This window comes from Rhizorhapis suberifaciens (genome assembly GCF_014200045.1).
Lineage (GTDB): Bacteria > Pseudomonadota > Alphaproteobacteria > Sphingomonadales > Sphingomonadaceae > Rhizorhapis > Rhizorhapis suberifaciens.
In genome coordinates this window covers 244,172-268,639 of record NZ_JACHOV010000003.1, presented here as the reverse complement: position 1 = coordinate 268,639, position 24,468 = coordinate 244,172, and the positions used below count along the sequence as shown (strand labels likewise).

At 58.8% G+C, this 24,468-nt stretch carries 28 protein-coding genes; 16 read left to right on the top strand and 12 right to left on the bottom strand.

Annotated features, from left to right (window positions below):
* Window positions 1–79 precede the first annotated feature (79 nt).
* The 3 genes from queF (at window position 80) to HNQ99_RS05480 (ending at window position 4,270) form a co-directional block, all read left to right on the top strand.
* On the top strand, window positions 80–526 hold the full coding sequence (gene queF, locus HNQ99_RS05490; RefSeq protein WP_184474727.1) for a preQ(1) synthase: 447 nt from the start codon (window positions 80–82) through the stop codon (window positions 524–526).
* A gap of 140 nt (window positions 527–666) precedes the next feature.
* Window positions 667–2,946, top strand: a complete 2,280-nt coding sequence (locus HNQ99_RS05485) for a glycosyltransferase family 4 protein (RefSeq protein ID WP_184474625.1) — start codon at window positions 667–669, stop codon at window positions 2,944–2,946.
* Window positions 2,947–2,986: 40 nt separating this feature from the next.
* Window positions 2,987–4,270 (top strand): glycoside hydrolase family 130 protein, encoded by a 1,284-nt coding sequence (locus tag HNQ99_RS05480; RefSeq protein ID WP_322790319.1) that lies wholly within the window; start codon window positions 2,987–2,989, stop codon window positions 4,268–4,270.
* A gap of 1 nt (window position 4,271) precedes the next feature.
* Here the strand turns inward: HNQ99_RS05480 and HNQ99_RS05475 are convergent, their stop codons facing one another.
* Window positions 4,272–4,952 (bottom strand): YggS family pyridoxal phosphate-dependent enzyme, encoded by a 681-nt coding sequence (locus tag HNQ99_RS05475; RefSeq protein WP_184474623.1) that lies wholly within the window; start codon window positions 4,950–4,952, stop codon window positions 4,272–4,274.
* 79 nt (window positions 4,953–5,031) lie between these two features.
* On the opposite strand from HNQ99_RS05475, the gene HNQ99_RS05470 reads away from it, so the two are divergent.
* Entirely contained in the window at window positions 5,032–5,556 is a 525-nt protein-coding gene (locus HNQ99_RS05470) for a thiamine phosphate synthase (protein ID WP_246414544.1), read from the top strand.
* Window positions 5,557–5,663: 107 nt separating this feature from the next.
* On the opposite strand, the gene HNQ99_RS05465 is transcribed toward HNQ99_RS05470, so the two are convergent.
* The 6 genes from HNQ99_RS05465 to HNQ99_RS05440 form a co-directional block, all read right to left on the bottom strand.
* The gene (locus tag HNQ99_RS05465) at window positions 5,664–6,578 is read right to left on the bottom strand and encodes a ParB/RepB/Spo0J family partition protein (protein ID WP_407692303.1); all 915 of its coding nucleotides are present in this window, start codon (window positions 6,576–6,578) and stop codon (window positions 5,664–5,666) included.
* Window positions 6,579–6,583: 5 nt separating this feature from the next.
* On the bottom strand, window positions 6,584–7,366 hold the full coding sequence (locus HNQ99_RS05460; RefSeq protein WP_184474620.1) for a ParA family protein: 783 nt from the start codon (window positions 7,364–7,366) through the stop codon (window positions 6,584–6,586).
* A complete protein-coding gene (gene rsmG / locus HNQ99_RS05455; protein WP_184474619.1) occupies window positions 7,363–7,998 on the bottom strand; it encodes a 16S rRNA (guanine(527)-N(7))-methyltransferase RsmG in 636 nt (211 codons plus the stop codon). Before rsmG ends, HNQ99_RS05460 begins: the two co-directional genes overlap by 4 nt.
* The gene (gene mnmG, locus HNQ99_RS05450) at window positions 7,995–9,845 is read right to left on the bottom strand and encodes a tRNA uridine-5-carboxymethylaminomethyl(34) synthesis enzyme MnmG (RefSeq protein ID WP_184474618.1); all 1,851 of its coding nucleotides are present in this window, start codon (window positions 9,843–9,845) and stop codon (window positions 7,995–7,997) included. The genes rsmG and mnmG overlap by 4 nt, the downstream gene beginning before the upstream one ends.
* A gap of 86 nt (window positions 9,846–9,931) precedes the next feature.
* On the bottom strand, window positions 9,932–11,218 hold the full coding sequence (gene mnmE, locus HNQ99_RS05445; RefSeq protein WP_184474617.1) for a tRNA uridine-5-carboxymethylaminomethyl(34) synthesis GTPase MnmE: 1,287 nt from the start codon (window positions 11,216–11,218) through the stop codon (window positions 9,932–9,934).
* Window positions 11,219–11,243: 25 nt separating this feature from the next.
* A complete protein-coding gene (locus HNQ99_RS05440; RefSeq protein ID WP_184474616.1) occupies window positions 11,244–11,492 on the bottom strand; it encodes a DUF6489 family protein in 249 nt (82 codons plus the stop codon).
* Between the two features lie 158 nt (window positions 11,493–11,650).
* Here HNQ99_RS05440 and HNQ99_RS05435 point away from each other — a divergent pair, with 158 nt between their 5' ends.
* Both HNQ99_RS05435 and HNQ99_RS05430 read left to right on the top strand, forming a co-directional pair.
* Entirely contained in the window at window positions 11,651–12,352 is a 702-nt protein-coding gene (locus tag HNQ99_RS05435) for a dienelactone hydrolase family protein (protein WP_184474615.1), read from the top strand.
* 5 nt (window positions 12,353–12,357) lie between these two features.
* Complete coding sequence (locus HNQ99_RS05430) at window positions 12,358–13,332, top strand: quinone oxidoreductase family protein (protein ID WP_184474614.1); 975 nt, start codon at window positions 12,358–12,360, stop codon at window positions 13,330–13,332.
* A 50-nt stretch (window positions 13,333–13,382) separates the two neighbouring features.
* Here HNQ99_RS05430 and HNQ99_RS05425 read toward each other — a convergent pair whose 3' ends face one another.
* The 4 genes from HNQ99_RS05425 to hemE all read right to left on the bottom strand — a co-directional run bounded on the left by HNQ99_RS05425 (window position 13,383) and on the right by hemE (window position 17,007).
* Window positions 13,383–14,102 carry a YjbE family putative metal transport protein gene (locus HNQ99_RS05425; RefSeq protein ID WP_184474613.1) on the bottom strand — a complete coding sequence of 240 codons (720 nt, stop codon included), beginning with the start codon at window positions 14,100–14,102 and terminating at the stop codon, window positions 13,383–13,385.
* 23 nt (window positions 14,103–14,125) lie between these two features.
* On the bottom strand, window positions 14,126–15,382 hold the full coding sequence (gene rho, locus HNQ99_RS05420; RefSeq protein ID WP_184474612.1) for a transcription termination factor Rho: 1,257 nt from the start codon (window positions 15,380–15,382) through the stop codon (window positions 14,126–14,128).
* A 153-nt stretch (window positions 15,383–15,535) separates the two neighbouring features.
* The gene (locus HNQ99_RS05415) at window positions 15,536–15,979 is read right to left on the bottom strand and encodes a CopD family protein (RefSeq protein ID WP_184474611.1); all 444 of its coding nucleotides are present in this window, start codon (window positions 15,977–15,979) and stop codon (window positions 15,536–15,538) included.
* Window positions 15,976–17,007, bottom strand: a complete 1,032-nt coding sequence (gene hemE / locus HNQ99_RS05410) for a uroporphyrinogen decarboxylase (RefSeq protein WP_184474610.1) — start codon at window positions 17,005–17,007, stop codon at window positions 15,976–15,978. The genes HNQ99_RS05415 and hemE overlap by 4 nt, the downstream gene beginning before the upstream one ends.
* A 410-nt stretch (window positions 17,008–17,417) precedes the next feature.
* Here hemE and HNQ99_RS05405 point away from each other — a divergent pair, with 410 nt between their 5' ends.
* The 10 genes from HNQ99_RS05405 (at window position 17,418) to HNQ99_RS05360 (ending at window position 23,854) form a co-directional block, all read left to right on the top strand.
* Window positions 17,418–18,248: a pyruvate, water dikinase regulatory protein gene (locus HNQ99_RS05405; protein ID WP_184474609.1), complete on the top strand. Its 831-nt coding sequence runs from the start codon at window positions 17,418–17,420 to the stop codon at window positions 18,246–18,248.
* Window positions 18,248–18,841 carry a Maf family protein gene (locus HNQ99_RS05400; RefSeq protein ID WP_184474608.1) on the top strand — a complete coding sequence of 198 codons (594 nt, stop codon included), beginning with the start codon at window positions 18,248–18,250 and terminating at the stop codon, window positions 18,839–18,841. The genes HNQ99_RS05405 and HNQ99_RS05400 overlap by 1 nt, the downstream gene beginning before the upstream one ends.
* Window positions 18,838–19,659: a shikimate dehydrogenase gene (gene aroE / locus HNQ99_RS05395; protein WP_184474607.1), complete on the top strand. Its 822-nt coding sequence runs from the start codon at window positions 18,838–18,840 to the stop codon at window positions 19,657–19,659. Before HNQ99_RS05400 ends, aroE begins: the two co-directional genes overlap by 4 nt.
* Window positions 19,656–20,249, top strand: a complete 594-nt coding sequence (coaE, locus tag HNQ99_RS05390; RefSeq protein ID WP_184474606.1) for a dephospho-CoA kinase — start codon at window positions 19,656–19,658, stop codon at window positions 20,247–20,249. The genes aroE and coaE overlap by 4 nt, the downstream gene beginning before the upstream one ends.
* A gap of 23 nt (window positions 20,250–20,272) precedes the next feature.
* The gene (gene dnaQ / locus HNQ99_RS05385) at window positions 20,273–20,971 is read left to right on the top strand and encodes a DNA polymerase III subunit epsilon (RefSeq protein WP_184474605.1); all 699 of its coding nucleotides are present in this window, start codon (window positions 20,273–20,275) and stop codon (window positions 20,969–20,971) included.
* A 52-nt stretch (window positions 20,972–21,023) separates the two neighbouring features.
* Entirely contained in the window at window positions 21,024–21,602 is a 579-nt protein-coding gene (hpf, locus tag HNQ99_RS05380) for a ribosome hibernation-promoting factor, HPF/YfiA family (RefSeq protein WP_184474604.1), read from the top strand.
* Between the two features lie 103 nt (window positions 21,603–21,705).
* Window positions 21,706–22,173 (top strand): PTS sugar transporter subunit IIA, encoded by a 468-nt coding sequence (locus HNQ99_RS05375; protein WP_184474603.1) that lies wholly within the window; start codon window positions 21,706–21,708, stop codon window positions 22,171–22,173.
* Window positions 22,151–22,666, top strand: coding sequence for a PaaI family thioesterase (locus HNQ99_RS05370; RefSeq protein ID WP_184474602.1), 516 nt, complete (start codon window positions 22,151–22,153; stop codon window positions 22,664–22,666). Before HNQ99_RS05375 ends, HNQ99_RS05370 begins: the two co-directional genes overlap by 23 nt.
* Window positions 22,659–22,994 (top strand): DUF1491 family protein, encoded by a 336-nt coding sequence (locus HNQ99_RS05365; protein ID WP_246414541.1) that lies wholly within the window; start codon window positions 22,659–22,661, stop codon window positions 22,992–22,994. The genes HNQ99_RS05370 and HNQ99_RS05365 overlap by 8 nt, the downstream gene beginning before the upstream one ends.
* A 182-nt stretch (window positions 22,995–23,176) precedes the next feature.
* Window positions 23,177–23,854 carry a cell wall hydrolase gene (locus tag HNQ99_RS05360; RefSeq protein WP_184474601.1) on the top strand — a complete coding sequence of 226 codons (678 nt, stop codon included), beginning with the start codon at window positions 23,177–23,179 and terminating at the stop codon, window positions 23,852–23,854.
* A 68-nt stretch (window positions 23,855–23,922) separates the two neighbouring features.
* Here HNQ99_RS05360 and HNQ99_RS05355 read toward each other — a convergent pair whose 3' ends face one another.
* Window positions 23,923–24,414, bottom strand: coding sequence for a Dps family protein (locus tag HNQ99_RS05355; RefSeq protein ID WP_184474600.1), 492 nt, complete (start codon window positions 24,412–24,414; stop codon window positions 23,923–23,925).
* Between the last annotated feature and the right edge of the window lie 54 nt (window positions 24,415–24,468).

The following is a 24,468-nucleotide window of genomic DNA, read 5'->3' as shown; positions in this document are numbered from 1 at the left end:
TCCCTCGGCGAGCCTTCAACTGGTCAAAATCTCCGGCAACCTCTATATCTGGCGCTTACCTCGGCAAAAAGACGGATGCATGACGCTAAAACATCTCGGCCAGACCAGTTCCCTGCCGGCATCGCCCGAAGAGGCGGTGCTCGACTATGTCTCCAATCCGCGGCCCGGCAAGCCCTATCTGGTCCGCTTCACCGCGCCCGAATTCACCTCGCTTTGTCCAGTGACCGGGCAGCCCGATTTCGCGCATCTGGTGATCGACTATGCCCCTGCGCAAACCATTGTCGAATCGAAGTCGTTGAAGCTGTTCCTGGGCGCGTTTCGCAATCATGCCGCGTTCCATGAAGACTGCACGGTTGGGATCGGCGAACGGCTTTTTGCGGAATTGCGTCCGCTCTGGTTGCGGATCGGGGGCTATTGGTATCCGCGCGGCGGCATCCCGATCGATGTGTTCTGGCAGTCGGGCGAACCGCCGCTGGGTCTTTGGCTGCCCCCTCAGGATGTCCCCGGCTATCGCGGCCGGGGCTGAACCGGACGCGAATTTGGCCCCGCTGGCAGTATTTTTCTTGCTGCACCGCACAAGACGCGCAACTATTTTTCCAATCGATTCGTTACGAAAGGAGGCCTTAGGCCCCTCAACGAGATAGTTGCGTTTGCGAAGGATTAGAGATGAATGAGTTCACCTCACTAAGCCAATCTTTTGCCGGCGTGCCGGACCATATAGCGATCATCGGAAACAGCGTGCCCCGCCGTTGCGGGATCGCCACCTTTACCACAGACACGGTCAATGCGCTTCGGGCGCGCTTCCCCGGAATGCGGATCGACCTTTACGCCATGGATGACGGCCGGGACGACCTCGCCTATCCCGCAGGCATCAACACCATCTCCCAATTCGACCCCAGCAGCTATGTCGCCGCCGCGCAGGCCATTGAGGCGAGCGAGGCGAAGGCGATCTGGCTTCAACATGAATATGGAATCTTTGGCGGTGTGGCGGGGGACATGCTGTTGAAGATCCTGCATCGGACCGATGTGCCGTTGCTCACGACGCTGCATACCGTGCTGGAACGTCCCGACCCCGACCAGCGTCGGGTGCTTGATGCGGTCATCCGCCGCTCGGCCAAGCTCATTGTCATGTCCCAAAAGGGCTATGACATCTTGCTTCGGGTCCATGCGGTTCCTGCGCACACGATGGAAATCATTCCTCATGGGGTGCCGGATCGGCCCTATGTCGAACCGGACAGCATGAAGCCTGCATTCGGCTTTGAAGGGCGCAAAATCTTGCTGACCTTTGGGCTGATCGCGCCCGACAAGGGGATCGACCATATGATCCGCGCGATGCCGGCGATCGTCGAACAGCATCCTGACGCTCTTTATGTGGTGCTTGGGGCGACCCATCCCAATGTCCTGCGTCGCGATGGCGAGGCACTGCGTGAGGCGCTTCAGGCCTCGACAGAAAAACTGGGCGTTGCCGATCATGTGCGCTTCGTAAACACCTATGTCGGCCTGGGGGACTTGCTGGATTATCTGCAGGCCGCCGACGTCTATGTCACGCCCTACAATAATCCCGCCCAAATCACCTCGGGCACGCTTTCCTATGCCATAGGCTTGGGCAAGCCGGTGGTGTCCACGCCTTATGTCCACGCGACCGAGATATTGGACAAAGGACATGGCATATTGGTCGGGTTCCACGATAGCGACGCCATGGCGCGGGAAATCAATGCGTTGCTTTCGGACGATAACAGCCGGGCGGCGCTGGCCGCGAAGGCTTATGCGTGCGGCCGCACGATGCTTTGGTCAAAGCTCGCGCAGCGCGCTGCGCTCCTTTTGGGCGGGCTTGGAAATGCTCCGCTGACAAAGATAGCCCCGGCAACCCGCTTCCAGCCGCTGCCCCCTAATCTCAGCGCTGTGATCCGTATGACGGACGCGACGGGTATGTTGCAGCACAGCATCTATTCCGTGCCTGATAGGACCCATGGCTACTGCCTGGACGACAATGCACGCGCCCTGATCCTGATGAGCAGAATGCCTGCCATGGATGAAGGCGAACGGGATCGGCTAACCAGCATCTACGCCTCATTCGTTCAGCATGCCTGGAACGCAGAGCGTGCGCGGTTCCGTAATTTCATGCGCTTCGACCGTAGCTGGATCGAGGAAGAAGGGTCGGAGGACAGCTTCGGACGAGCGGTCTGGGCCATCGGCGCCACCGCCCTTGAGGCACCGGCAGCAAAGCACCGCGACTGGGCTTGCGCCTTGTTCGACAAGATCGCAGGCCCCGCCCGCGACCTTGGCGCCCCCCGGGCCCAGGCCTTCGTCATGCTGGGCGCCGCAGCCATGCAGGCGGCCCAGCCTGGCCATGCCCTGTCGCGGCAGTTGCTGGAAGAATTTGGCGAAGAGCTTCTCTCCATGCTCCACGAATCCCGCCGGCCTGATTGGGCCTGGTTCGAAGCGGTTCTGGCCTATGACAATGCCCGCCTTCCAGAAACCCTCCTTCGCGCGGGTAAGGCCCTGGGAAGGAGCGATTTTCTGGAATGCGGCCTCACCACATTGGAATGGATCGTCGGCCAGCAAACCGCCCCAGAAGGCCATTTCCGCGCTGTCGGTACGGACAGCTTCGGCCGCGAATATCAATCGCCCCTGCCCTTCGACCAGCAGCCACTGGAAGCGCAGGCGACAATCGATGCCTGTGCGGCGGCTTTCGAGGTAACCGGCAATTCACGCTGGAGCCTTGAGGCGGAGAAAGCCTATCAATGGTTCCTCGGTCGAAACGACCTGGATATCCCGTTGAGCAGCCGGGATGACGGCGGCTGCTATGACGGGCTCATGCCCACCGGCGTCAATCGCAATCAGGGCGCGGAATCGGTTTTGGCGCTGCAGCTGGCATCCTGCGCTATTTTCCGTCTTTCCCAAGGCGGCGTGGACGTGGCACATAGGGCCGGCGTCGCCGCCTAAGGCGATGCTAAAAAACCCGAAGTGCTTGGGGGGTCGCACGGTGCTGAGCATCCATAACCATTTTCTTCGTCTCTATGCCGATCCATCGCGCGTGGTGGTCCGGCCGTTTCACCTTGCCTGGCAAGCCAACGGTTCCGCACCTAGCCGTACCGAGCGCTTGGTGCGCGAAGTGCTGGATATGGACGAACGCACCGCGCAGGCGCAACTGGCCGCGGTGCTGAAGGATTTTGAGGAACGTCATTGGCAGACACGGCGCGTCTTCATGACCCGTTATGAAGAAATTGCTGCTCAGCTTCCTATCGACAGCAGTAAAATCAGTGAGGAAAGACGCCAGTTGATCGGCGCCTATTTCTGTCACGAATATAGCTATGCCGCAGCAGCCCTGATGAACCCCAGCGTCGTGCCCCATCATGATCAAAGCGGAATGCCGGAAGGATCGCAACGCATCATCATGTCGCTACGGGCAGTAGGCGAAGGCCATATAAGTTCGGTGGTATTCCGGGAGGGCATTATCACGCAGGACGCGGAATTGCGCCTTGCTCCTCAGCCCCCTTTTGCCACCGCCACGGACGCGCATTCCGACGAGGACAAATCCCTGCACGGTCCCGTCACGGTTTACCGTCACGAAGATGCCACGCTTTCGGGGACGGTGATCTTCCCCATCACCCGAGCCCAGGCCAATGGGCTGGAGGACCTTCGTCTGGTCCAATTCACCCATGACGACGGCTCGCTGGAATGGCTTGGCTCCTATACCGCCTATAGCGGCCGCGAAATTCAATCCGAACTGCTGCGCACCCGTGATTTTCGCAGTTTCGATCTGGTGCCGATGTCGGGTTCTGCCTCCCGTAACAAAGGAATTGCCCTCTTCCCTCGGACGGTGGGCGGTGAATATCTGGCCATCGGTCGCCAGGATGGCGAGAATGTCTTTCTGCTGAAATCCGACTGCCTCGACCATTGGGGCGAGGGTCAGAAGCTGCTTGAGCCGGTATATCCGTGGGAATTGGTGCAGATGGGCAATTGCGGATCGCCCATTGAACTGGACGATGGCTGGCTGCTGCTCACCCATGGCGTCGGCGCCATGCGTAAATATTCCATTGGCGCGGTTTTGCTCGACAAGCAGGATCCGTCAAAGGTGCTGGCGCGCAGCCGGGAGCCGATCCTGTCCGCCGCGCATCAGGACCGCGAAGGCTATGTGCCCAATGTGGTCTATACTTGCGGCGCGATGAAACATGGCGACCTCCTGTTCCTGCCCTATGGTGTCGCCGACAGCTCCGTCGCCTTCGCGTTCGTCCCGATTGCGAAGATGCTTTCCCTGATGGATTGAGCTAAATTGACCGAGCGCCGAACAAGGCCGATCCAATGCGAACATGGGTCGCGCCCAGCATAACCGCCGTTTCGAAATCGCCTGACATTCCCATGCTGAGGCCGCCAAGCCCCTGATCGCGCGCAATTTTGCTCAAAAGCGCAAAATAGGGCGCGGCTTCCACATCCGCTGGAGGAACACACATCAGGCCGGCCACGGGCAGATCCATCCGACCGGCTTCGCTGAGAAGGGCTTCAACATCCGCTATGACGCAGCCGCCCTTTTGCGGTTCGTCGCCGATATTAACCTGAATGAAGCAGTCGGGCCTCCGCCCGCTCTTGTCCATCGCACGAACAAGGGCGGTGACAAGCGATAACCGGTCCACCGAATGAATCGTATCGAACAGGTCGACGGCTTCCGCTGCCTTGTTCGATTGCAATTGCCCCACCAGATGGAGCGAAAGGTCAGGATAGGTTTCTTTCAAGACTGGCCATTTCGCCTGGGCCTCCTGAACCCGGTTTTCCCCGAACAACCGATGTCCCGCCAGGATGAGAGGTTCGATTTCCGGCCGCTCATAGGTTTTTGATACCGCGATCAGCGCGACATCATCGCTCTTCCGGCCCGCATCACGTGCGGCCCGAGCGATCCGCTGCTTCACCTCGCTCAGCCGCGCGGCGGCATCTTCCTTGCTTTCACCTGTCATGGCGGCTGCTATAGGCGGAGAGATGCAATGCTTCCAGTCCCGACATGGCAGTAAGAGACCCCTCCCCCGCCTTTGGCTGATGACGGATGAGCGCGTCCCCGAAGTGCATTTGCTGAGCGCCATCAAACGCCTGCCGAGGGAAAGCGGCGTCGTGTTACGCCACTATGGCCTCGCCAACAACGAACGGCGTCGTCTGTTCGATCAAGTGCAGGCCATCGCCGTTCGCCGCCGCCTGGTCGTAATTCTCGCAGGCGCCGCCGGTCAGGCAAAGGCGTGGGGTGCGGACGGTTTTCATGGACGGATTCCTCGCGGCTCGACACGCGGAAGGCTACTGCACAGCGCTCCGGTTCATGATTTGCGGGAAATCCGTTGCGCCGAACGATTAGGGGCAAATCTGCTGTTTCTGTCGCCGGTCTTTCCGACCCGCTCTCACCCGGATGCAAGGCCGCTGGGCAGATTGCGGTTTGGCATTCTCGCCCGTTCTACCAAGCTTCCCCTGATAGCGCTGGGCGGAATGGATGCTGCACGGGCCAGAATATTGCGCCCCCGGGGTGCTTATGGCTGGGCCGCTATCGATGCGCTGACGAGCGTTGGCAACGACTGAATTAGAGCCTGATCATTTTTGCTTGAACCGTTCGTCCCCAGCATAGTCGAGGGGGCTCGACACGAACGGGGTCATCAATTTCAGATGAACATGCCCAGCTGACCGCTTCAAATACCCTCGCCACTCAAGCGAAGACAGATCATGTCGAGCTGGTCCAGGTTGGAATAGCTGAGAGACAGCGTGCCCTTTCCGGCTTTGTGACTGATGTGGACGTGCAGTCCCAAAAGGTCAGCCAGATGCTGTTCGAGCGAGGCGATGTCGGCATCGTCGCTGCTGCCCGGCTTGGTGGCAGAGCTTTTTGACGTCCGGCCAGGTTTGGCCTTGCTGGCCAGCTTTTCGGTTTCGCGGACGGAAAGGCCATCATCGGTGACTTTCCGCGCCAATGCCTCGCAATCGGGCGCGCCAATCAGCGCACGTGCATGGCCCATGCTGAGTTCGCCACGCACCACCATCTGCTGGACCGGATTGGGCAGGTCGAGCAGTCGCATCAGATTGGCGACATGGCTGCGTGATTTGCCGACGAGCCGGCCAAGCGCATCCTGGCCATGGCCGAATTCAGCGATCAGCTTGCGATAAGCCTCCGCCTCCTCAATGGGATTCAGCTCTTCGCGTTGAATATTCTCGATGATCGCGATTTCGAGCGTTTCGGCGTCGTTGAAATCCCGGACCAGCGCGGGAATCCGGTGCAGTTGCGCCCGCTGCGCGGCACGCCAGCGCCGCTCGCCTGCAACGATTTGATAACCCCGGCCCTGTGGACGGACGATTATCGGCTGAATCACGCCGCGTCGCGCTATGCTTTCGGCAAGCTCGTCCAGCGCGGCGGAATCGAAATGACGTCTTGGCTGTTCCGGATGGGGTGAGATCAGCGAAACGTCGATGCTCTGAACCGAGCGCGACGAATTTGACTGAGGAGCCCCAACCGGTTCTTCGCGGGTGATGTCGCCCAACAAAGCGTTGAGTCCCCGGCCCAGGCTGGGTGCCCGGCGTTGTGGCTTTGCCGCCTTTTCCGCGGTGTCGTCCATATCGCTCATGCCGCAATATCCTGAGCCGGCAAGCGACCGATCAGTTCGCGCGCCAATTGCATATAAGCCTCCGAACCCGAGCAGCGATAATCATAAAGCAGCGCCGGGACCCCATGACTGGGGGCCTCTGAAAGTCGCACATTCCGGGGAATCACGGTATCGAACACCACATCGCCCAGGCATGCGCGGACATCGTCCGACACCTGTTCCGTCAGGCGGTTGCGCCGATCATACATGGTGAGGGCCACGCCCATGATCGACAGGGTGCGGTTAAAGCGGCCCCGAATCCTCTCGACCGTCTGCAGCAATTGGCTGAGCCCCTCAAGCGCGAAAAACTCACATTGCAGCGGCACGAGCAGTGCATTGGCGGCGACCATGGCGTTGACGGTGAGCAGGCCCAGCGAGGGCGGGCAATCAATAAGACAGATATCCCAGCGGCCCTTGGGGGCTTGGTCTAACGCGTTGCCCAACCGGTGAGCCCGGTCTTCAAAGTCGATGAGTTCAATCTCCGCACCCGACAGGTCCTGGGTAGATGGGATCACGTCCAGCAGCGGAACCCGCGACGGAATGACCGACTCATCAAGGCCGCATTCGCCCGTGAGCAGATGATAGCTTGACCAATTGCGTTCCGACTGGCCGATGCCCAGGCCGGTGGATGCGTTTCCCTGCGGATCGAGATCGATCAACAGCGTCTTCCACCCAGTGGCGGCCAGCGCGGTGGCGAGGTTGATGGCGGTCGTCGTCTTGCCCACCCCGCCCTTTTGGTTCGCAACTGCCAAGCGAGTCATTTCTTGCCCCTTTTCCGGACTGACCGGCCCACCAAGATAGCGCTTTCCGGATCAGTGACGCTTTGTTCCACGTGGAACACCCCCTGCCATGCGGGGCGCACCTGCTCTAACTCATTCTTGCAATTTTTGCCCTTGGGCAAAAGCCAAATCGTTCCATCATCCGAAAATCTGACGGCTTTTTCGAGCAATCGGTCGAGCGGAGCGAAGGCGCGAGCGGATATGACCGAAACCGGGACAGTGTTTTGCATCGCTTCAAGCTGACAGCCGTGCACTTGGGCATTGGTCAGATCAAACTTCTCCAGCATCGCTTTGAGAAAGGCGATGCGTCCCCGTCGGGATTCGACCAGCCCCACTTTCCAGTCCGACAGGATAGCGATTACGATCCCTGGCAGGCCGGGTCCCGAACCCAGATCGAGCCAGCTTCCGCCATCATTGACCGGAGCGTGGAGGAGGAGTTGAGCGCTATCGACGACATGGCGGCTCCACACATGTTCAGCCGTCGACGTGGCGATCAGATTCTGCTGCTTGCTCTCTTCCAACAGATCACCGACAAAGCCGTCCAGCCGTTCCCATGTTTCACGTGAAACAGCAAAACGATCCGCCAGCCAAGCCTTGGCCTCTTCTTCGGTCACGCGGCCTTCCGCCGTGCGTGAACTAGAATGGCTGCAAGAGCGGCCGGGGTCACACCGCGCATGCGGCCGGCAGCGGCCAGCGTTTCCGGCCGCGCCGCTTCAAGTCGCTCTACCATCTCGGCAGAGAGCCCAGCGACGGCGCGATAATCAAGAGACGCCGGAATCGTCACTCCCTCATTGGCGCGCAATTCCCTGATCTCCGATTCCTGCCGCTCCAGATAAGGGGCGTAATGCGCGTCCTCAAAAAGTTCCTCGCGCAGGTCGGGGGGCATATCCTGCAAGCTTGGGGCCATGGCGAAAAGTTGCGCTGGCCCAACTTCGGGAAAGCGAGCCCACTCGAACAGTGAACGGCGGGTGCCATCCTGACGCACTGCGCAGCCGCGCTTGGCCATTTCCGAAGCGGTTACTTGCTCGGCCAGCCGCGTCTCTGCCTTTGAGCGCGCGGCGCAGCGGTTGCGGAACCATGCCGCACGCTCCGCGCCGATGACATTATGCCCCAACCCCAGACCTGTAAGGCGCGTCGAAGCATTGTCTGCCCGCAGACGCAGGCGATATTCCGCGCGAGCTGTCAACATGCGATAAGGCTCCGTCACCCCCTGCAGAGTCAGATCATCGATCATCACGCCAATATAGCTGCTCACCCGATCCAGGATCAGCGGCTCTTCATCGCGCGCAAAGGCGGCTGCGTTGATACCTGCGATAAGTCCTTGGGCGGCGGCCTCCTCATAGCCGGTGGTGCCATTAATCTGTCCGGCACAATAAAGACCCGGCAGTGCGCGAACCGCCATGGTGGCGTCGAGCGCGCGCGGGTCGATATGATCATATTCAACTGCATAGCCAGGAACCACGATTTCGGCTTGCTCCAGTCCGTCCATTGTGCGGACCATTGCGAGCTGCACATCCGCGGGAAGCGAGGTGCTGATGCCATTGGGATAGACAAGATGATCGTCGAGGCCTTCGGGCTCCAGAAAGATCTGATGACCATCACGGTCGCCAAAGCGAAAGATCTTATCCTCGATGGACGGGCAATAGCGGGGGCCTCGTCCCTCAATCGCACCACTGAACAGCGGTGATCGGCTCAGTCCCGATCGAATGATCTCATGGGTGCGCTCATTGGTTCGTGTGATCGCGCAAAAGACTTGTGGCAGCGGACGCCGCTCCGACAGGGCCGACATCGTCCAACTCGCCGGGTCGGAAGGTTGTTCTTCCAGCCCGGCCCAGTTAATCGTCCGGCCATCGATGCGAGGTGGGGTCCCCGTCTTGAGACGGCCAATGGGGAGTCCGGCATCGCGAAGCTGTTGGCCGAGCGACACGGCCGCGCGCTCGCCGGTCCGCCCCCCTTGACTGACCTCCTCGCCCCGGAACAGTTTGCCGTTGAGGAACGTGCCCGTCGCAAGGACGACCGCGCCGGCCGATAACAATATGCCATCGGCAAGCCGCAAGCCCACGACTTGCTCCCCCTGTATCTCCAGCGCCGCCGCCTCCGCTTCGACGATCTCGAGATTTAACTCGGCATCGAGCAGCGCATGGATCGCCGCCTTGTAACGCTTGCGGTCGGCTTGAATGCGCGGGCCCTGAACCGCTGCGCCCTTGCTGCTGTTGAGCATGCGATAATGAATAGCAGCCGCGTCGGCGGCACGGCCGATGAGCCCGTCAAGCGCATCGACTTCCCGGACCAGATGACCCTTGCCCAGTCCACCGATGGCGGGATTGCAAGACATCGCGCCGATGGTTTTCCGCGCGAAGCTGACAAGCGCCGTGTGCGCACCCTTGCGCGCAGCAGCCGCGGCGGCCTCACAGCCAGCGTGGCCGCCCCCGACCACGATCACATCATAGCTTGTCTGCATAGGGCGGCTCATAGCCGGTTTCGGTTTAAGGGTCAAAAGCTGTTGATGTTCCACGTGGAACATAATGCAGAAGCATCGCCCCAACGCTACTTGCCGATGCAAAAACTACCAAACAGCGCATCCAACATATCCTCCGTCCCCGCCCTGCCCGTCACGGCATCCAGAGCAAGCCGGGCCGCACGAAGATGTTCGGCAAGGATAAGATAATCGCCACTCCCCGCCGCACCGCAAACTTCATCATAAACTTTGCGAAGCGCATCCCGCTGCCGCTTGTTAAGCGCATACTCGCCATCGCGCGGCAACAATGTCCTCGCCCGTTCGATCAGCAAGAAACGAAGTTCTTCCATACCGAGACCGCTGACCGCCGAAACTCTGATACCCTCGTCCTCTCCACCTCCCAAATCGCATTTGGGCGAAAGGCGGATGACCCGGGCATTGTCAGGACAGTCACCCGGCCGACCCAGCCACAAGACGACGTCCGCCTCATCCATAGCTCGTCGCGCCAAGCCGATGCCAATGCCTTCAATTTCGTCGGTGCCTTCGCCTCGAAGGCCTGCGGTGTCGGTAAAAACAAAAGGCACTCCGGCAATCGACACAGGAACTTCGATCCGGTCCCGCGTAGTTCCAGCGATGGGAGATACGATAGCGGCCTCACGTCCGACCAGCGCATTGAGAAGCGTCGACTTCCCCGCGTTGGGCGGTCCTGCGAGCACCACCCGCACACCGTCCTTCAACCGTTCGGCTTGAGGGCGGGCCAACTCCACCTCCAGTAGATCCCGAAGCGCGGTAAGCATGGCGCTCACCCGCTCCACCGCGCCTACGGGCACATCATCCTCGTCCGAAAAATCCAGCTCTGCCTCAACGAGCGCTGAGATCCTTAGAAGCTCTGTCTGCCATAATGCAACGCGCCGGGAAAAATGCCCCTCCGCCATGGCGATTGCACTTCGCCGCTGCGTCTCCGTCTCCGCGAACAGGAGATCAGCCAGACCCTCTGCTTCATTGAGATCGATACGGCCACTTTCAAACGCACGGCGGGTATATTCGCCGGGCTGGGCTTCACGCAATCCATCGCATTGAGCCAGGGTAGCAAGCACCGCGTGAACAACCGCTCTCCCCCCATGTAAATGCAGTTCAGCGAGGTCCTCTCCCGTGGCGCTGGCGGGCCCTGGAAACCAGAGCACGAGCGCCTGGTCGAGATCGACGCCGCTCTTTGGATCCCTCAATTTCCGCAGGCTCGCGTGACGAGGAGGCGGCAACTTTCCCGAAACCGCAGTGATCGCAGTTGCCGTCATCGGGCCGCTGATCCTGACCACGGCAATCGCGGCCGGAGGAAGTCCGCTTGAAAGAGCAAAGATGGTGGCGCGCGCAGTCATGTCGGCGTCATCACCCAGCGCTTGGTCACTTGGAGGATTTCTCCTGACCGCCGCCCATACCGATGCTCATCATTTGCTGAAACAAGCGCATGCCAGCGTCTCCCATCGGCGAAAAGCTCCTGAACAGATTTTCCATTTGTTCGACGCTATTCGTCCCGTTTATCGCCTCCATCATCGTCTGAACATATTTTTCATGGATGGGCGCCACATCGGGCAGGCCCAGGAAACTGCGCGCCTCCTGCGGAGTGCATTCTACATTTAGGGTGACATTCATGCGTTTCACTCCGACCCGATTAATAAGCTCTTCATGACGGAAGATGAGACAGAATACCAGTTTTTCGCGCCTTGGTAAGGTTTGAACTATCATACTGGCATGACATAGTAGCCTCGAGCCACCAGCGGGCGCGATTCTACAACAGGAAAGGATCCGAGATGAGCGAAATGACCTCCATCCCCACACTGGAAAAAGACCAAAGCTTCAACTGCTATGTTGCCCGACCAGCTGGAGAACCTAAGGCCGCCATTGTCGTCATCCAGGAGATATTCGGGGTAAATCCGGGAATCCGCGCTAAATGCGACGTCTGGGCGGACCAGGGATATATCGCTTATGCGCCCGACCTATTCTGGCAAATCGAACCTGGCATTGAACTTGATCCAGATATCCCAGAGGAAATGAACCGGGCGCTGGGATTGTTCGGACAGTTCGATCAGGACGCAGGCGTACGCGATATCGAAGCGACAATTCATGCCGCCCGCAGGGAACTAGGTAATCAGGCCAAGGTCGGCTGCGTAGGATATTGCCTGGGCGGAAGGTTGGCATTCATGACCGCCGCACGAACGGATATCAGTTGCTCCGTTGCTTATTATGGCGTGGGCCTCGACAATTTATTGCGGGAATCGCATGCGATCGCACATCCCGTCATGCTGCATATCGCCGGCACCGACCATTTCGTACCGCCGGAGCAGCAGAAGGCTGTCCATGAAGGGCTGGACGCCCATCCCAAGGTGACCATCTACGATTATCCCGGTTTGGACCATGGTTTTGCCGCCGCAATGGGGCAGCGACGTCATGAAGAGGGGGCGCAACTGGCCGACAAACGCACAGCCGAGTTTTTTGCGCAGCATTTGGAATAAAATTCATGGCATGGCGGCTGATCATTCGTTCCACTGGAGGGCCGGAGGTTATGGAGCGGGAGGATTTCGATCCGCCCGCCCCTCTTTTCGGTGAGGTTTTGATCGCTCAGGAAGCGGTCGGATTAAACTTCATCGACACCTATGTGCGAACAGGACTCTACCCGGCTTCGCTTCCCACTGGCCTTGGTGTCGAAGCGGCGGGGACGGTCGAAGCGGTGGGAGAAGGTGTCCAGACCCTGCGGCCAGGAGATAGAGTGGCCTATTGCGGCGGCAGTCATGGGAGCTATGCCACGCACAGGATCATGCCGGCCGTCCGGGTGCTGAAATTGCCGGAGAGCGTCTCTTGCGAAGTTGCGGCGGCGATCATGCTAAAGGGCATGACCGCCTGCTTTCTGGCTGAAGATTGCGCGAAGATGGAAGCAGGGCAGACAGCCTTGGTCCATGCTGCAGCCGGAGGGGTTGGTTCGCTACTCGTCCCTTGGCTGCGCGATATGGGCGTCATCGTGATCGCCCATAGCGGGTCCAGTGAAAAGGCCGCCAAGGCGCAGGCTTCTGGGGCCACCCATAGTCTGCATATGCCTTACGAGGAACTGGCAGAGACGGTGCGCGAACTTACCGGCCAAAAGGGAGTCGACGCGGTGTTCGACGGTGTAGGCAAAACCGGATGGTTTCCATCGATAAAATCTTTGAAGCGACGGGGATTAATGGTGAGCTTTGGCAATGCATCGGGACCCGTACCGCCGATCGACCTCCTCGATCTGAGCCGTGCGGGATCGCTATTCCTGACGCGGCCGACCCTGTTCGACTATATCGCTGAAGATTCAGAATATCACCATATGGGTGATCGCCTGTTCGACCGCATTGCGCGCGATGTGGTGCGCGCCGATATCGGCCGGCGTTTTGCGTTGGGTGAAGCAGCGGACGCACATAGGGCATTGGAAAGCCGGATGACGGTTGGCTCTACGGTGCTGCTCATATAGTCAGCAGCTACGAATGCTCAAGGAAGCCAGCCCCCGGGTCTCCAAATTGCTTACGCCAGCAGCGTCAATATGCCCACTTGATGATCGACAAAGCCGTCATAGATCATTTTCACGGCTACATAAACGATGATCGCAAGCCCACCATAGGCTATCCAGCGATAGCGCTCGATATATCGGGCGATGAGATTGGCCGCAAGGCCCATCAGAGCGACCGACAATAGCAGACCAATGATCAGGATTCCGGGGTGATTGCGCGCAGCTCCAGCAACAGCAAGGACGTTGTCCAGGCTCATCGATACGTCGGCCAACGCTACGGCCCAGGCCGCGCCAGCGAAGCTTTTGGCGGGACGGAGACCGCTATGACCCTCTCCGCTTTCCGGTAATCCGCCGCTTTGCCCTGTCTCACGCAGCTCGCGCCACATCTTCCATGCCACCCACAGTAGGAGCAGCCCACCCGCGAGGATAAGGCCGACGATCCCGAGAAGCAGGCTGACCATGAGCGCAAAGAAAATGCGCAGCACAAGTGCCGCAATTATTCCGATCAGGATAACACGGCGACGCTGTTCCGCAGGTAGGCCCGCTGCAAGCGCACCCACGACAATAGCGTTGTCGCCTGCCAGCACCAGGTCGATCATCAGCACCTGGCCGAATGCGCCGAAGGCAGCTGGATTATCCAGATTGGTGAAATCATGAACAATCGCTGCCCAGATTTCTGCGGGCGATCCGACACCTGACGCGGCGGCGGCGCTGGCTGCGAGGAAGGCAAACATGGGGGACCTAATGCTCTAGTGGCTTATTGGTTCATGCTGTCGAAGAAATCTTCGTTGGTCTTGCTGTCCTTCATCTTGTCCAGCAGGAATTCCATGGCGTCGATCGTACCCATCTGCATGAGTATGCGACGAAGGACCCACATCTTCGAAAGCTTGTCCTTTTCGACCAGCAGCTCTTCTTTGCGGGTGCCGGACTTGCCGACGTCGAGCGACGGGAAAATGCGCTTGTCGGAGACCTTGCGGTCAAGAACGATTTCGCTGTTACCGGTGCCCTTGAACTCTTCGAAAATAACTTCGTCCATGCGGCTGCCGGTATCGATTAAGGCTGTTGCAATGATGGAAAGCGAACCGCCCTCCTCAATGTTACGCGCGGCGCCGAAGAATCGCTTGGGACGCTGCAAGGCGTTGGCGTCGACACCACCGGTCAGCACCTTGCCGGAGCTGGGCACAACGGTGTTATATGCGCGTCCAAGGCGAGTGATTGAGTCGAGCAGGATGACGACGTCCTTCTTGTGCTCGACAAGACGCTTGGCCTTTTCGATCACCATTTCAGCCACCTGAACGTGGCGTGACGCAGGTTCGTCAAAGGTCGAGCTTATCACTTCGCCTTTCACGCTGCGCTGCATGTCGGTCACTTCCTCCGGCCGCTCGTCGATAAGCAGCACCAGAAGATAGACTTCGGGGTGATTGTCCGTGATCGCCTTGGCGATGTTCTGCAGCAGAACGGTCTTACCGGTGCGCGGTGGTGCGACGATCAAGGCGCGCTGACCCTTGCCCTGGGGGGCGATGATATCGATCACACGGGCCGACTTATCCTTGACCGTGGGATCGAGCGTATCGAGGCGCAGCTTCTCATCAGGATAAAGCGGCGTCAAATTGTCGAAGTTGACGCGGTGGCGGACCACCTCCGGATCGTCGAAATTCACCGCGGTCAGCTTGGTCAGGGCGAAATAGCGCTCACCATCCTTGGGACCACGTACTTCGCCTTCCACCGTGTCACCAGTGCGCAGACCGAATTTGCGAACCTGATTGGGCGAGACATAGATGTCGTCGGGACCAGCGAGATAATTTGCTTCAGGTGAGCGGAGAAAGCCGAAACCGTCGGGAAGGACCTCGATGGTGCCAAGCCCCATGATCTGTTCGCCATTTTCAGCCTCAGCTTTCAGAATGGCGAACATCAAGTCTTGCTTGCGGAGGGTTGACGCGCCCTCCACGCCCAGTTCCTCGGCCATGGACACGAGATCAGCAGGAGTTTTTCGCTTAAGCTCTTTCAAATGCATGTATGTATTTCCGGGAACAGGAATGTTTGGAGGGCCGGATCGCGCTATTTGGAAAGGGATTCTCGTGCACGAACGGCAAAGAAGATAAAGCGTACGTTACGACGCTGTTCCGCTTTAGTCAACGGGGTTTACAGGAGAGAGATCAAAAGCGGATCAGAATGGGCGAACAATGGCCAGCACTACGATGACGGCCGCCAGGATGCCCGGAGCTTCGTTCCACATGCGCAACCTGCGGTCGTCGAACGGGCGCAGGCCCTGTGCCAGCTTCTTCGAATAGCCGACCGCCCAACCATGGTAGGCCGATAAAATCAGCACGAACAAAAATTTGATTTGGAACCAGCCTTGTGGCCAGGCGCCGGTATTGAAGGCCAGCATGAGGCCGAATATCCACACCAAGACAAGGGAAGGATTGAGGATGATCTGGCGCAGCCGCGCTTCGCGACCGATCCATTTCGTCTCCTCTGGCGATCCCGGCACGCATTCCTGGTGATAAATGAAAAAACGGGGCATCATGAACAGGGCGGACATCAAAAATATGACGAATATGATGTGCCCGGCCAGAACCCAGGGATAAGCGGCGCCAAGAAAACCGGTCATGAGCGCTCCTTGCGGATGAGGGTCAGCAGCGTTTCGACATGATCGAGCGGCGTGTCAGGCAATATGCCATGGCCGAGATTGAAAATATGCGGCCTATCCCTGAATGCGGACAGGATGTTGGCCACGCCCTTCTCCAGCGCTTCACCGCCCGCAATCAACGCCAGCGGATCGAGATTCCCTTGCACTGGCAAATGTTTGGGGAGGACTGCATTGGCCCAATGCGGATCTACTGTCTCGTCGAGCCCGACCGCATCGACACCCGTACCTTCTGCATAGGCGACCAGCTTTGCCCCGGCCCCCTTGGGAAAGCCGATGATGGGAGTGCCGGGACACCGTTCACGCAGACGATCCACAATGGCGCGGTTGGGTGCAATCACCCATCTTTGAAATTCAAGCGGCGAGAGGCTGCCTGACCAGCTGTCGAACAGCTGCACCGCCTCCACCCCAGCCTCTATCTGTCCCTCAAGATAGATGACGCTAAGATCCACAATGGAATCGATGATCGCTCCAAACCGCACTGGGTCGGCATAAGCCATGCGCCGGGCAAGACTATGGTCCTTGCTGCCCTGACCCGCCACCATATAGGTCGCCACGGTCCAGGGGCTGCCAGCAAAGCCCAGAAAGGTGGTTTCAGGGGACAGGCCGGCCTTTACAAGCCGGACCGTCTCATAGATCGGCTCCAGCCGTTCCCTACGCGGCGTCAAGGCTGCAAGACCCGCTTCGGCCAACGGCGGCGCCAAGCGAGGCCCCTCCCCCGCCTCGAACCAGAGGTCCTGTCCAAGCGCATAGGGTATGATCAATATATCGGAAAACAGGATGGAACCGTCAAAGCCGAACCGTTTCAAGGGTTGGAGCGTAACTTCCGCCGCCGCCGGACTGTCATAGACAAGTTCGAGAAACCCACCCTTTTCTGCGCGCAATTCACGATATTCAGGCAGGTAACGACCGGCCTGCCGCATCAGCCAGACAGGAGGGATGTCCTTTTTCTCACCATTCAGGACCGAAAGCAATTTCTTGGGCTTGGTCAAACATCATTCCCTTCAAGCGCATCGCGTGCGGTCCTGACAGGCCCCGCATAACCGCCTTGGCCAGCGTGCGATCCCCTACCGGACCACGATCGCTAAGCCAAGGGGGCCAGCGCTCTATGTCCTTCCCAATAACTCTTAAGAATGATTCAAAGTAGATGAGGATAGTAGGGGCGTGGAGAGCGGGATTTATCGGCCATGCCCATGCTCGCCAACAGCTTGACTCGCGTTGAAGATCGACTTTGGCAGGAGTCCTTCTCTCTGTGCCCGATATCCACAGGCTGTGGATGGAAAATGCAGCCTGTTGGCACCCTGTGGATGAATTTTCGGGTAGCGAGGATGGAATCCGTCTCTGATGACCACGGAACGACTATCCCTTGCTTTATCCACAGCCAGTCCACAAAGATGCCCGAATGACACGGCTGCACCTTCATCTTCTCTCGGACTCCACGGGTGAGACATTGGAGAATATCGCCAAGGCGGCAATTGCGCAGTTCGATAATGTGGAAACGATCCGGCACTTTTGGCCCATGGTGCGTTCCGAAGTGCATCTCGAAAGGATATTGGAGGAGATTTCCCAGAATCCGGGACTGGTGCTGTTCACCCTCGCCAATCAGCCGCTCCGGCGAAAGCTTGAAAATCGCTGCCGGGCTCTGGGTCTGCCGGTGGTGGCGGCGCTGGATCCGGTGACCGACGCCATGTCCAATATATTGGGGCAGGAGACGCGCAACCGCACCGGCCGCAAATATATCATGGACGAAGCCTATTTTGCGCGGATCGATGCTATCCAGTTCACCATTGCCCATGATGACGGGGTGAACTGGGAAAATTGGGAGGAGGCCGATATCGTGCTGGTGGCGGTATCGCGCGCGTCCAAAACCCCAACGTCGATCTATCTCGCCAATCGGGGGTATAAAACGGCAAACATCCCGATCGTACCGGAATCCCCGCCGCCGCAATCGCTTTTCAACCTGAAACATCCACTGATCGTGGGGCTTACCACCAGTGCCGAACGACTGATTCAGGTGCGGCGCAACCGGCTGCTGTCCTTGAACCAGATGCCAGAGACGACCTATGTCGACCAGGAGAAGGTCAAGGAGGAAGTGACCTATGCCCGGCGGATGTTCGCGGATAATGGCTGGCCGGTGATCGATGTGACGCGCCGATCGATCGAAGAAACCGCTGCCGCGATCATCAACATCTATAATGAGCGGCTTGTGGCGCAGGTGGAGGGACGTGACTAATGATCATCCTTGCATCTGAAAGCGCCAGCCGCCGGGAGATGTTGAAAGCTGCCGGCGTGCCGCACGAAGCCATGGCCGCGGGCGTCGACGAGGAGGCCGCCAAAGCCGCCCTGCGTGCCGAGGGCCTCAATGCTCGCAGCCTGGCGGACGCCTTGGCGGAGCTTAAATCCTTGCGTGTTTCCCGACGGGTTCCGGGCGCGTTGGTGCTTGGATGTGACCAGACCTTAAGCCTTGAATCGGGTGAAATGATCGACAAGGCACAGAACCCGGATGAGGCGGCCGCTATCCTGCGGCAACTGTCCGGCAAAGTGCATTATCTTCATAGCGCAGCGGTGATTTCGCTAGGTGGTGAGCCGATCTGGCGGCAGTTGGAGCGGGTCAAAATGACTGTCCGTCCGCTTTCCGATGCCTTCATCGAGCAATATCTGGCCGCCGAGTGGGACCATGTCTGCTGGTGCGTTGGCTGCTATCGGATCGAGGGGCCGGGCGTGCAGCTGTTTTCGCGGGTCGAGGGCAGTCAATTTGCAATTCAGGGATTGCCGTTGATCCCCCTGCTGGATTATCTTCGCACACGCGGAGTATTGGCGTCATGACGGAAGCGACGCTGCCCTATGCCGAAGTGATCGGCGACCCTATTGCTCACAGCAAATCGCCGTTGATTCATCAATTCTGGCTCAAAAAGCTTGGTATTCACGCCGAATATCGCAGGAGCCGGATATCACCGGAGGATCTGTCGCAATGGCTTCAGCAACGCCGCTCGGATCCCCTTTGGCGGGGCGCGAACCTTACGATACCGCATAAGGAAAAGATATTGCCGCTGGTGGAAGATCCGGAAGGTCTTGCCGCCAGCGTGGGCGCCATGAACATTGTCGTGCCGGGGGTGCAGGGCTCGCCTTGCGGCTTTAACAGCGATGTCGATGGATTTGCCGAACCCCTCGACAATGTCGACCTGAAAGGGAAATGTGCTGCCCTGTATGGCGCGGGCGGGGCTGCGCGCGCAGTGCTTTTTGCCCTGAAGCAAATGGGAATTGCCCACGTCACCATTTTGAATCGCAGCGAGGATCGCGCGCAGGCATTGCTGGACCAGTTCGATATGGCGGGACAGGTTTTGCCCTTGCTGGCTCCGCTGCCCTCGGTCCAACTGGTGGTGAACAGCACTGCGCTGGGCATGACGGGCTATGACAGCCTGCGTCCGGATCTTTCCACCCTGCCGAGCGAAGCGATCATCTACGATATCGTCTATTCACCATTGGAAACCGAACTGCTGTCGGAAGCGAACGGCCGGGGCCTAAGGACACTGGATGGCCTCAATATGCTGATCGGCCAGGCTGCAAAGGCTTTTCAGCTTTTCTTTGGAGCCGACGCGCCGCGAGATCATGATTTTGAACTAAGAGTGTTGCTCGCCGCATGAGTGTCTATGGTTTGACTGGTTCTATCGGCATGGGAAAGTCGGCCGTCGCCGCCATGCTGCGCAAGGAGGGCGTGCCGGTGTTCGACGCGGACGCCGAGGTGCACCGGTTGCAAGGGTCCGGCGGCGCGCTGGTAGCCGCCATTGAGGCGCGCTTCCCCGGCACTACCGACGCACGGGGGGTCGATCGGCAAAAGCTGGGAGCGGCGGTCCTGACCCACCCTGAAGAGTTGCGCGCGCTCGAACACATCGTGCATCCCATGATTGCCAAATCGCGAGAGGCGTTTCTGCGCCGCCACCGTTCGCGACCGATGGTGGTGTTGGATATCCCGCTTCTTTTTGAAAAGGGTCCGCCAAGGACTTTGGCGGGCGTCATTGTGGTCACCGCGCCCGCATGGAAACAACGTAAACGTGTGCTTGCCAGACCCGGAATGACGGTAGCAAAATTCAACAGAATCAAGAAATTGCAGTTGCCGGACACTGCAAAACGCAAGCGGGCGAATTATATTATCGACACCGGCACGACTTTTGAGCGAACAAGGACGGCCGTTCGGCGTCTGACCGCTTGTCTAAGTCGCCGCACGGGCCGATAAGGGACGGGAGAGACTCAGAATCGATGCGCGAAATCATCTTCGACACCGAGACTACGGGATTCGATCCTTTGAGTGGGGACAGGCTCGTCGAAATCGGCTGTATAGAACTCGTCAACCGGGTTCCAACCGGACAAAGCTTTCACGCCTATTATAATCCACAACGATCCATGCCCTCGGCGGCCGAGGCGGTTCACGGACTGTCCGACATATTCCTGTCGGACAAGCCGCTCTTCCCCCATGGCGTGGACGAGTTGCTGGATTTCCTGGGCGACAGTCCATTGGTCGCGCATAATGCAAAGTTCGACTTCGGCTTCCTCAACCATGAATTGACCCTGTGCGGACGCTCGCCCATTTCGATGGAACGAATGATCGATACAGTGGCCATGGCGCGGCAGTTGCATCCCGGTGCAAAGCATAGCCTTGATGCGCTCTGCACTCGCTACGGGATCGACCGTAGCCACCGCATCAAGCACGGAGCGTTGCTCGACGCAGAACTGCTGGCGCAGCTTTACATAGAGATGACCGGCGGACGGCAAATCGGCTTGGTCCTGGGTGTCGAAATCGAAGCGCGGATCGAAGTGCAAAGCATCATTCCACGCCACAGCCGACCCATTCGGCCCGCAAGGCCGCATCGGGCTTCGCCTGAAGAATTGGAGCGGCATGCCGCTTTCATCATGGCCTTGGAAAAACCCCTGTGGCTGGAGATCCGGCATTCGGGTTGATTGATTACGTGGCCATCTTCGCGTGGGATGGCCGGCTGAAGGAGAAGAAACGATGGATATTCGTGTTTCCGGGCATCAGGTCGACACGGGTGAGGCTCTCAGGATCCACGTGATCGATCGATTGCAAACCATGGCCGAGAAATTCTTTTCGCGTACAATATCGGCACAGGTGACGTTCGGATTAGCGCCCCACAAGGGCTTTTGCTGCGACATCATTTGCCACGTGATGCAGGGCCTTGTGCTGAAAGGGGCCGGTGAAGCACAAGATGCACATCTCGCCTTTGAACAGGCGGCGGATCGGATCGAAAAGCAACTGCGGCGCTACATGCGGCGGCTGAAGGACAAGCATGGTAAGGCCGAAGTCGCGCGGGTCAACGGTGAGGTCGTGGACGGAGCAGCCTACACGATCTTCCATGGAGGGCATGAGGATGAGGAAGCGCCCGATGCTCCGCTGATCGTTGCTGAAACGCGCGTGGACATTCCCGAAACCAGTGTATCGGATGCGGTCATGATGCTCGACCTGCGTAATACCAATGCGCTGTTGTTCCTCAACAGCGGAACAAGCAATTACAATATGGTGTACCGTCGTCACGACGGGACCATTGGGTGGGTGGAACCCAGAAACGGTTGACCTTCCACCGCCCAGCCGATAAGTGGCCGGGCCTTGGATTTAAGGCGAAACATTTATCCCAGCTCGGCCGTTTTCGGTTCGCCGGCCGGGTCCAGAGTTCTTTATGTCCCATTTTGATGATATTCTTGAGCCGCAAGCGCTGAACAGTGGCTTGACAGTAAGTAACAAGAAACAGCTTTTTCAGCGTCTGTCGGAAATCGCGGCCGTGGCCTATGATCTTGACGAACAGGCCGTCTATGAACGGCTGATGGAACGCGAACGGTTGGGATCGACGGGTTTCGGCGGCGGTGTCGCCATTCCGCATGCCAAGTTGGACCAGCTCACGCAAATGTGTGGCGTTGTGGTGCTGTTGGAAGAACCGATTGCGTTCGATGCGGTCGATGGGGTGCCGGTAGACGTGATTTTTGCCCTTCTTTCTCCCGTGGACAGCGGGGCCGAGCATTTGAAGGCTTTGGCTCGCGTTTCGCGTTACCTGCGCGATGAACGGCATTTGGCCAGGCTACGGGGTGTTGGATCGGACGAGGCGTTGTTTGCCTTGCTTGGCGGCAATGAGGCGCGTGACGCGGCCTGACCTCAAAACCGCCGCGGGGGCCGCTGCCAGTGTGCCCGACAGCGGCCAGACGGCCCACTTTCGCGCACTTGAGCGCCTGTATTCGTCCGCGCCGATCAATCAGCTTTTTCAGTCGCAACTGACAATTGTCGAATCCGGGGTCAGCCGGATCGATTTCATGCTGGACGAGCAATTCTATCACGCCGCCGGGGCCGTACATGGCACCAGCTATTTCAAGATGCTGGACGATGCGGCCTTTTACGCGGCGAACAGCCTTGTCAGTGACCGTTTCCTGCTTACCACTGCTTTCAACCTATTGTTCACCAAGCCGCTGTTGCGAGGACCGGTCGTGGCGGAGGGTCGGTGGATCAGCGGCAAGAGGCGGGTCTATGTCGCTGATGCGCGGTTGGTTGATTCCGACGGCGAAGAAGTAGCCCGCGGAACCGGAACCTTCATGCGGTCCCACATTCCGCTTTCCTCCCTACCGGGCTATATCCAGCCGCCGCATGCGTGAACGGCTGACCAGCCGGATGCTCGCCAGCGCGCTTGTCCGCCGCGCCGGGCAGGACGGAGGTTTCGCTACAATCATGCGCAAAGGCGACGAAGTGGCGGGCACTATCCTGCTTCTCTGCATGGAAAAAGGTGAGGCTCTGGGGCTGTTCGAACGCATGCCCGATTATGAGGGCGGGTATCGGCTGGTGCGCTGTGGGCCGAACGTGGAGGCTTTTTCCGCCGAATCCCCCCCATATTTAGAGCGGCGGGTCAAAACGGACCCCGATATCTGGATTATAGAGCTTGATATCCCGCAACCGGAACGGTTCGCCGCTGAAATAATCTGCTAAGCATTGACTCCATAGGTCAGCCGAAGGAAGAGCCCTTCAGCTCAACGCGCAGGTTGCCGTACATGGTCCAGGGGGACAGGGATCGGCAAACACGCAGACGGGGGGCGACCGAACGCCAGCGGGTCGCATAGTTTTTATTCTTGGCGTTCAATGGTCGACCAACCGCATGAACAAGTGGACCTATGAGTTTCCGTCTGAAGGCCGCCTATACGGTGGCGGTCGCCCTATCCGCTGTTGCCACATTTACCGCAACAGATCCCTCACTCGCATCCGGTACTAACGATACTGCAAGTGCTATAGCTGTTTCGAGCCGCGCCCTTTCGGTCGCCGAGGTCAATCCGGCCGCATCGTCCGCGACCGAAAATTCCGTTTCTATCGTTCACAATGCCGACGGCTCCGTTACCGTGACGCCGCGCAGCGCGAACGAAGCTGCCGTTCCATCATCCGCCTCCACTTTGGCGGAACTGGTCGAAGAGCAGGTCATTCCCGAAAATCTAAGTTCGGACATGCAGTGCCTGGCAGGCGCCGTCTATTTCGAATCCAAGGGCGAATCGCTCGCAGGCCAGCTTGCCGTGGCACGCGTGGTCATAAACCGTGCCAAGTCCGGTCACTTTCCCTCCGATCTTTGCGGAGTCGTCCAGCAGCCGAGCCAGTTTTCCTTCGTGAAAGACGGCCGTATGCCGCAAGCGAAAACCACCAGCCAGTCCTGGCGCGAAGCTGTCGCAATCGCACAGATAGCGCTTAACAATAGCTGGGACAGCGAAGTCGAAGGCGCGCTCTATTTCCACGCTCGGCGCGTGTCGCCCGGCTGGAATCGCACCCGCATGGCGGCCATCGATAATCACATTTTCTATCGCTGAGCTCTTTAGAAGAGTTTGAGCTGCCTAAACCCGGCGAGGCGCTTGTGACCTCGCCCTATTGGGGCTGCTTATCCTTTGCGGCTTGCCTCAAACAGGAACCAGGCGCGTTCTTCGGCCTGATCGGTCCAGTCATCGATCAGGCTGTCGGTAGCGTTATCGCGGGCTTCCGAAGCGGCGTCCTTGGCCGCACGCAGGGATTCCACCAGCTTCAAATTATCTTCGCGCAATTCCGCCAGCATGTCGTCCGGCGACACATATTCAGCGTCATTGTCCTTGGTCGTCTGCCGGCGTGCGATGTCGCCAATCGATCGTAAGGTCATATTGCCCGTCTTGCGGACGCGTTCGGCAATGAGATCGGTGGTGGCGAGAATTTGGGTCGCCTGATCATCCAACATGAGGTGATAGTCGCGAAAATGCGGGCCCGATACATGCCAGTGGAAGTTCTTGGTCTTCAGGTACAGCGCATAGCTGTCGGCAAGAATGCCGTTCAGCGCCTCGGCCACGGTCCTCGTAGCATTGCTCCTGAGATCGGTTGGCGTCTGGAGTTCTTCTATGGACATGATTCCTCCTGCGTTGTGCCCGCGATTACGCGCCTTCAACGGATTTGATGCTTA

Coding starts and splice junctions, on each gene's coding strand:
- HNQ99_RS05460 (WP_184474620.1), bottom strand. CDS start 7,366: ATGACTCGCTTGGCAGTTGCGAACCAAAAGGGCGGGGTGGGCAAGACG.
- HNQ99_RS05355 (WP_184474600.1), bottom strand. CDS start 24,414: ATGTCCATAGAAGAACTCCAGACGCCAACCGATCTCAGGAGCAATGCT.
- HNQ99_RS05475 (WP_184474623.1), bottom strand. CDS start 4,952: ATGACAGGTGAAAGCAAGGAAGATGCCGCCGCGCGGCTGAGCGAGGTG.
- coaE (WP_184474606.1), top strand. CDS start 19,656: ATGAGTGTCTATGGTTTGACTGGTTCTATCGGCATGGGAAAGTCGGCC.
- HNQ99_RS05370 (WP_184474602.1), top strand. CDS start 22,151: ATGAGGCGCGTGACGCGGCCTGACCTCAAAACCGCCGCGGGGGCCGCT.
- hpf (WP_184474604.1), top strand. CDS start 21,024: ATGGATATTCGTGTTTCCGGGCATCAGGTCGACACGGGTGAGGCTCTC.
- HNQ99_RS05415 (WP_184474611.1), bottom strand. CDS start 15,979: ATGACCGGTTTTCTTGGCGCCGCTTATCCCTGGGTTCTGGCCGGGCAC.
- mnmE (WP_184474617.1), bottom strand. CDS start 11,218: ATGACTGCGCGCGCCACCATCTTTGCTCTTTCAAGCGGACTTCCTCCG.
- HNQ99_RS05430 (WP_184474614.1), top strand. CDS start 12,358: ATGGCATGGCGGCTGATCATTCGTTCCACTGGAGGGCCGGAGGTTATG.
- HNQ99_RS05435 (WP_184474615.1), top strand. CDS start 11,651: ATGAGCGAAATGACCTCCATCCCCACACTGGAAAAAGACCAAAGCTTC.
- HNQ99_RS05485 (WP_184474625.1), top strand. CDS start 667: ATGAATGAGTTCACCTCACTAAGCCAATCTTTTGCCGGCGTGCCGGAC.
- HNQ99_RS05400 (WP_184474608.1), top strand. CDS start 18,248: ATGATCATCCTTGCATCTGAAAGCGCCAGCCGCCGGGAGATGTTGAAA.
- rho (WP_184474612.1), bottom strand. CDS start 15,382: ATGCATTTGAAAGAGCTTAAGCGAAAAACTCCTGCTGATCTCGTGTCC.
- HNQ99_RS05425 (WP_184474613.1), bottom strand. CDS start 14,102: ATGTTTGCCTTCCTCGCAGCCAGCGCCGCCGCCGCGTCAGGTGTCGGA.
- HNQ99_RS05405 (WP_184474609.1), top strand. CDS start 17,418: ATGACACGGCTGCACCTTCATCTTCTCTCGGACTCCACGGGTGAGACA.
- HNQ99_RS05440 (WP_184474616.1), bottom strand. CDS start 11,492: ATGAATGTCACCCTAAATGTAGAATGCACTCCGCAGGAGGCGCGCAGT.
- HNQ99_RS05375 (WP_184474603.1), top strand. CDS start 21,706: ATGTCCCATTTTGATGATATTCTTGAGCCGCAAGCGCTGAACAGTGGC.
- aroE (WP_184474607.1), top strand. CDS start 18,838: ATGACGGAAGCGACGCTGCCCTATGCCGAAGTGATCGGCGACCCTATT.
- HNQ99_RS05470 (WP_246414544.1), top strand. CDS start 5,032: ATGACGGATGAGCGCGTCCCCGAAGTGCATTTGCTGAGCGCCATCAAA.
- queF (WP_184474727.1), top strand. CDS start 80: ATGACGCTAAAACATCTCGGCCAGACCAGTTCCCTGCCGGCATCGCCC.
- dnaQ (WP_184474605.1), top strand. CDS start 20,273: ATGCGCGAAATCATCTTCGACACCGAGACTACGGGATTCGATCCTTTG.
- HNQ99_RS05465 (WP_407692303.1), bottom strand. CDS start 6,578: ATGGACGACACCGCGGAAAAGGCGGCAAAGCCACAACGCCGGGCACCC.
- mnmG (WP_184474618.1), bottom strand. CDS start 9,845: ATGCAGACAAGCTATGATGTGATCGTGGTCGGGGGCGGCCACGCTGGC.
- HNQ99_RS05360 (WP_184474601.1), top strand. CDS start 23,177: ATGAGTTTCCGTCTGAAGGCCGCCTATACGGTGGCGGTCGCCCTATCC.
- HNQ99_RS05365 (WP_246414541.1), top strand. CDS start 22,659: ATGCGTGAACGGCTGACCAGCCGGATGCTCGCCAGCGCGCTTGTCCGC.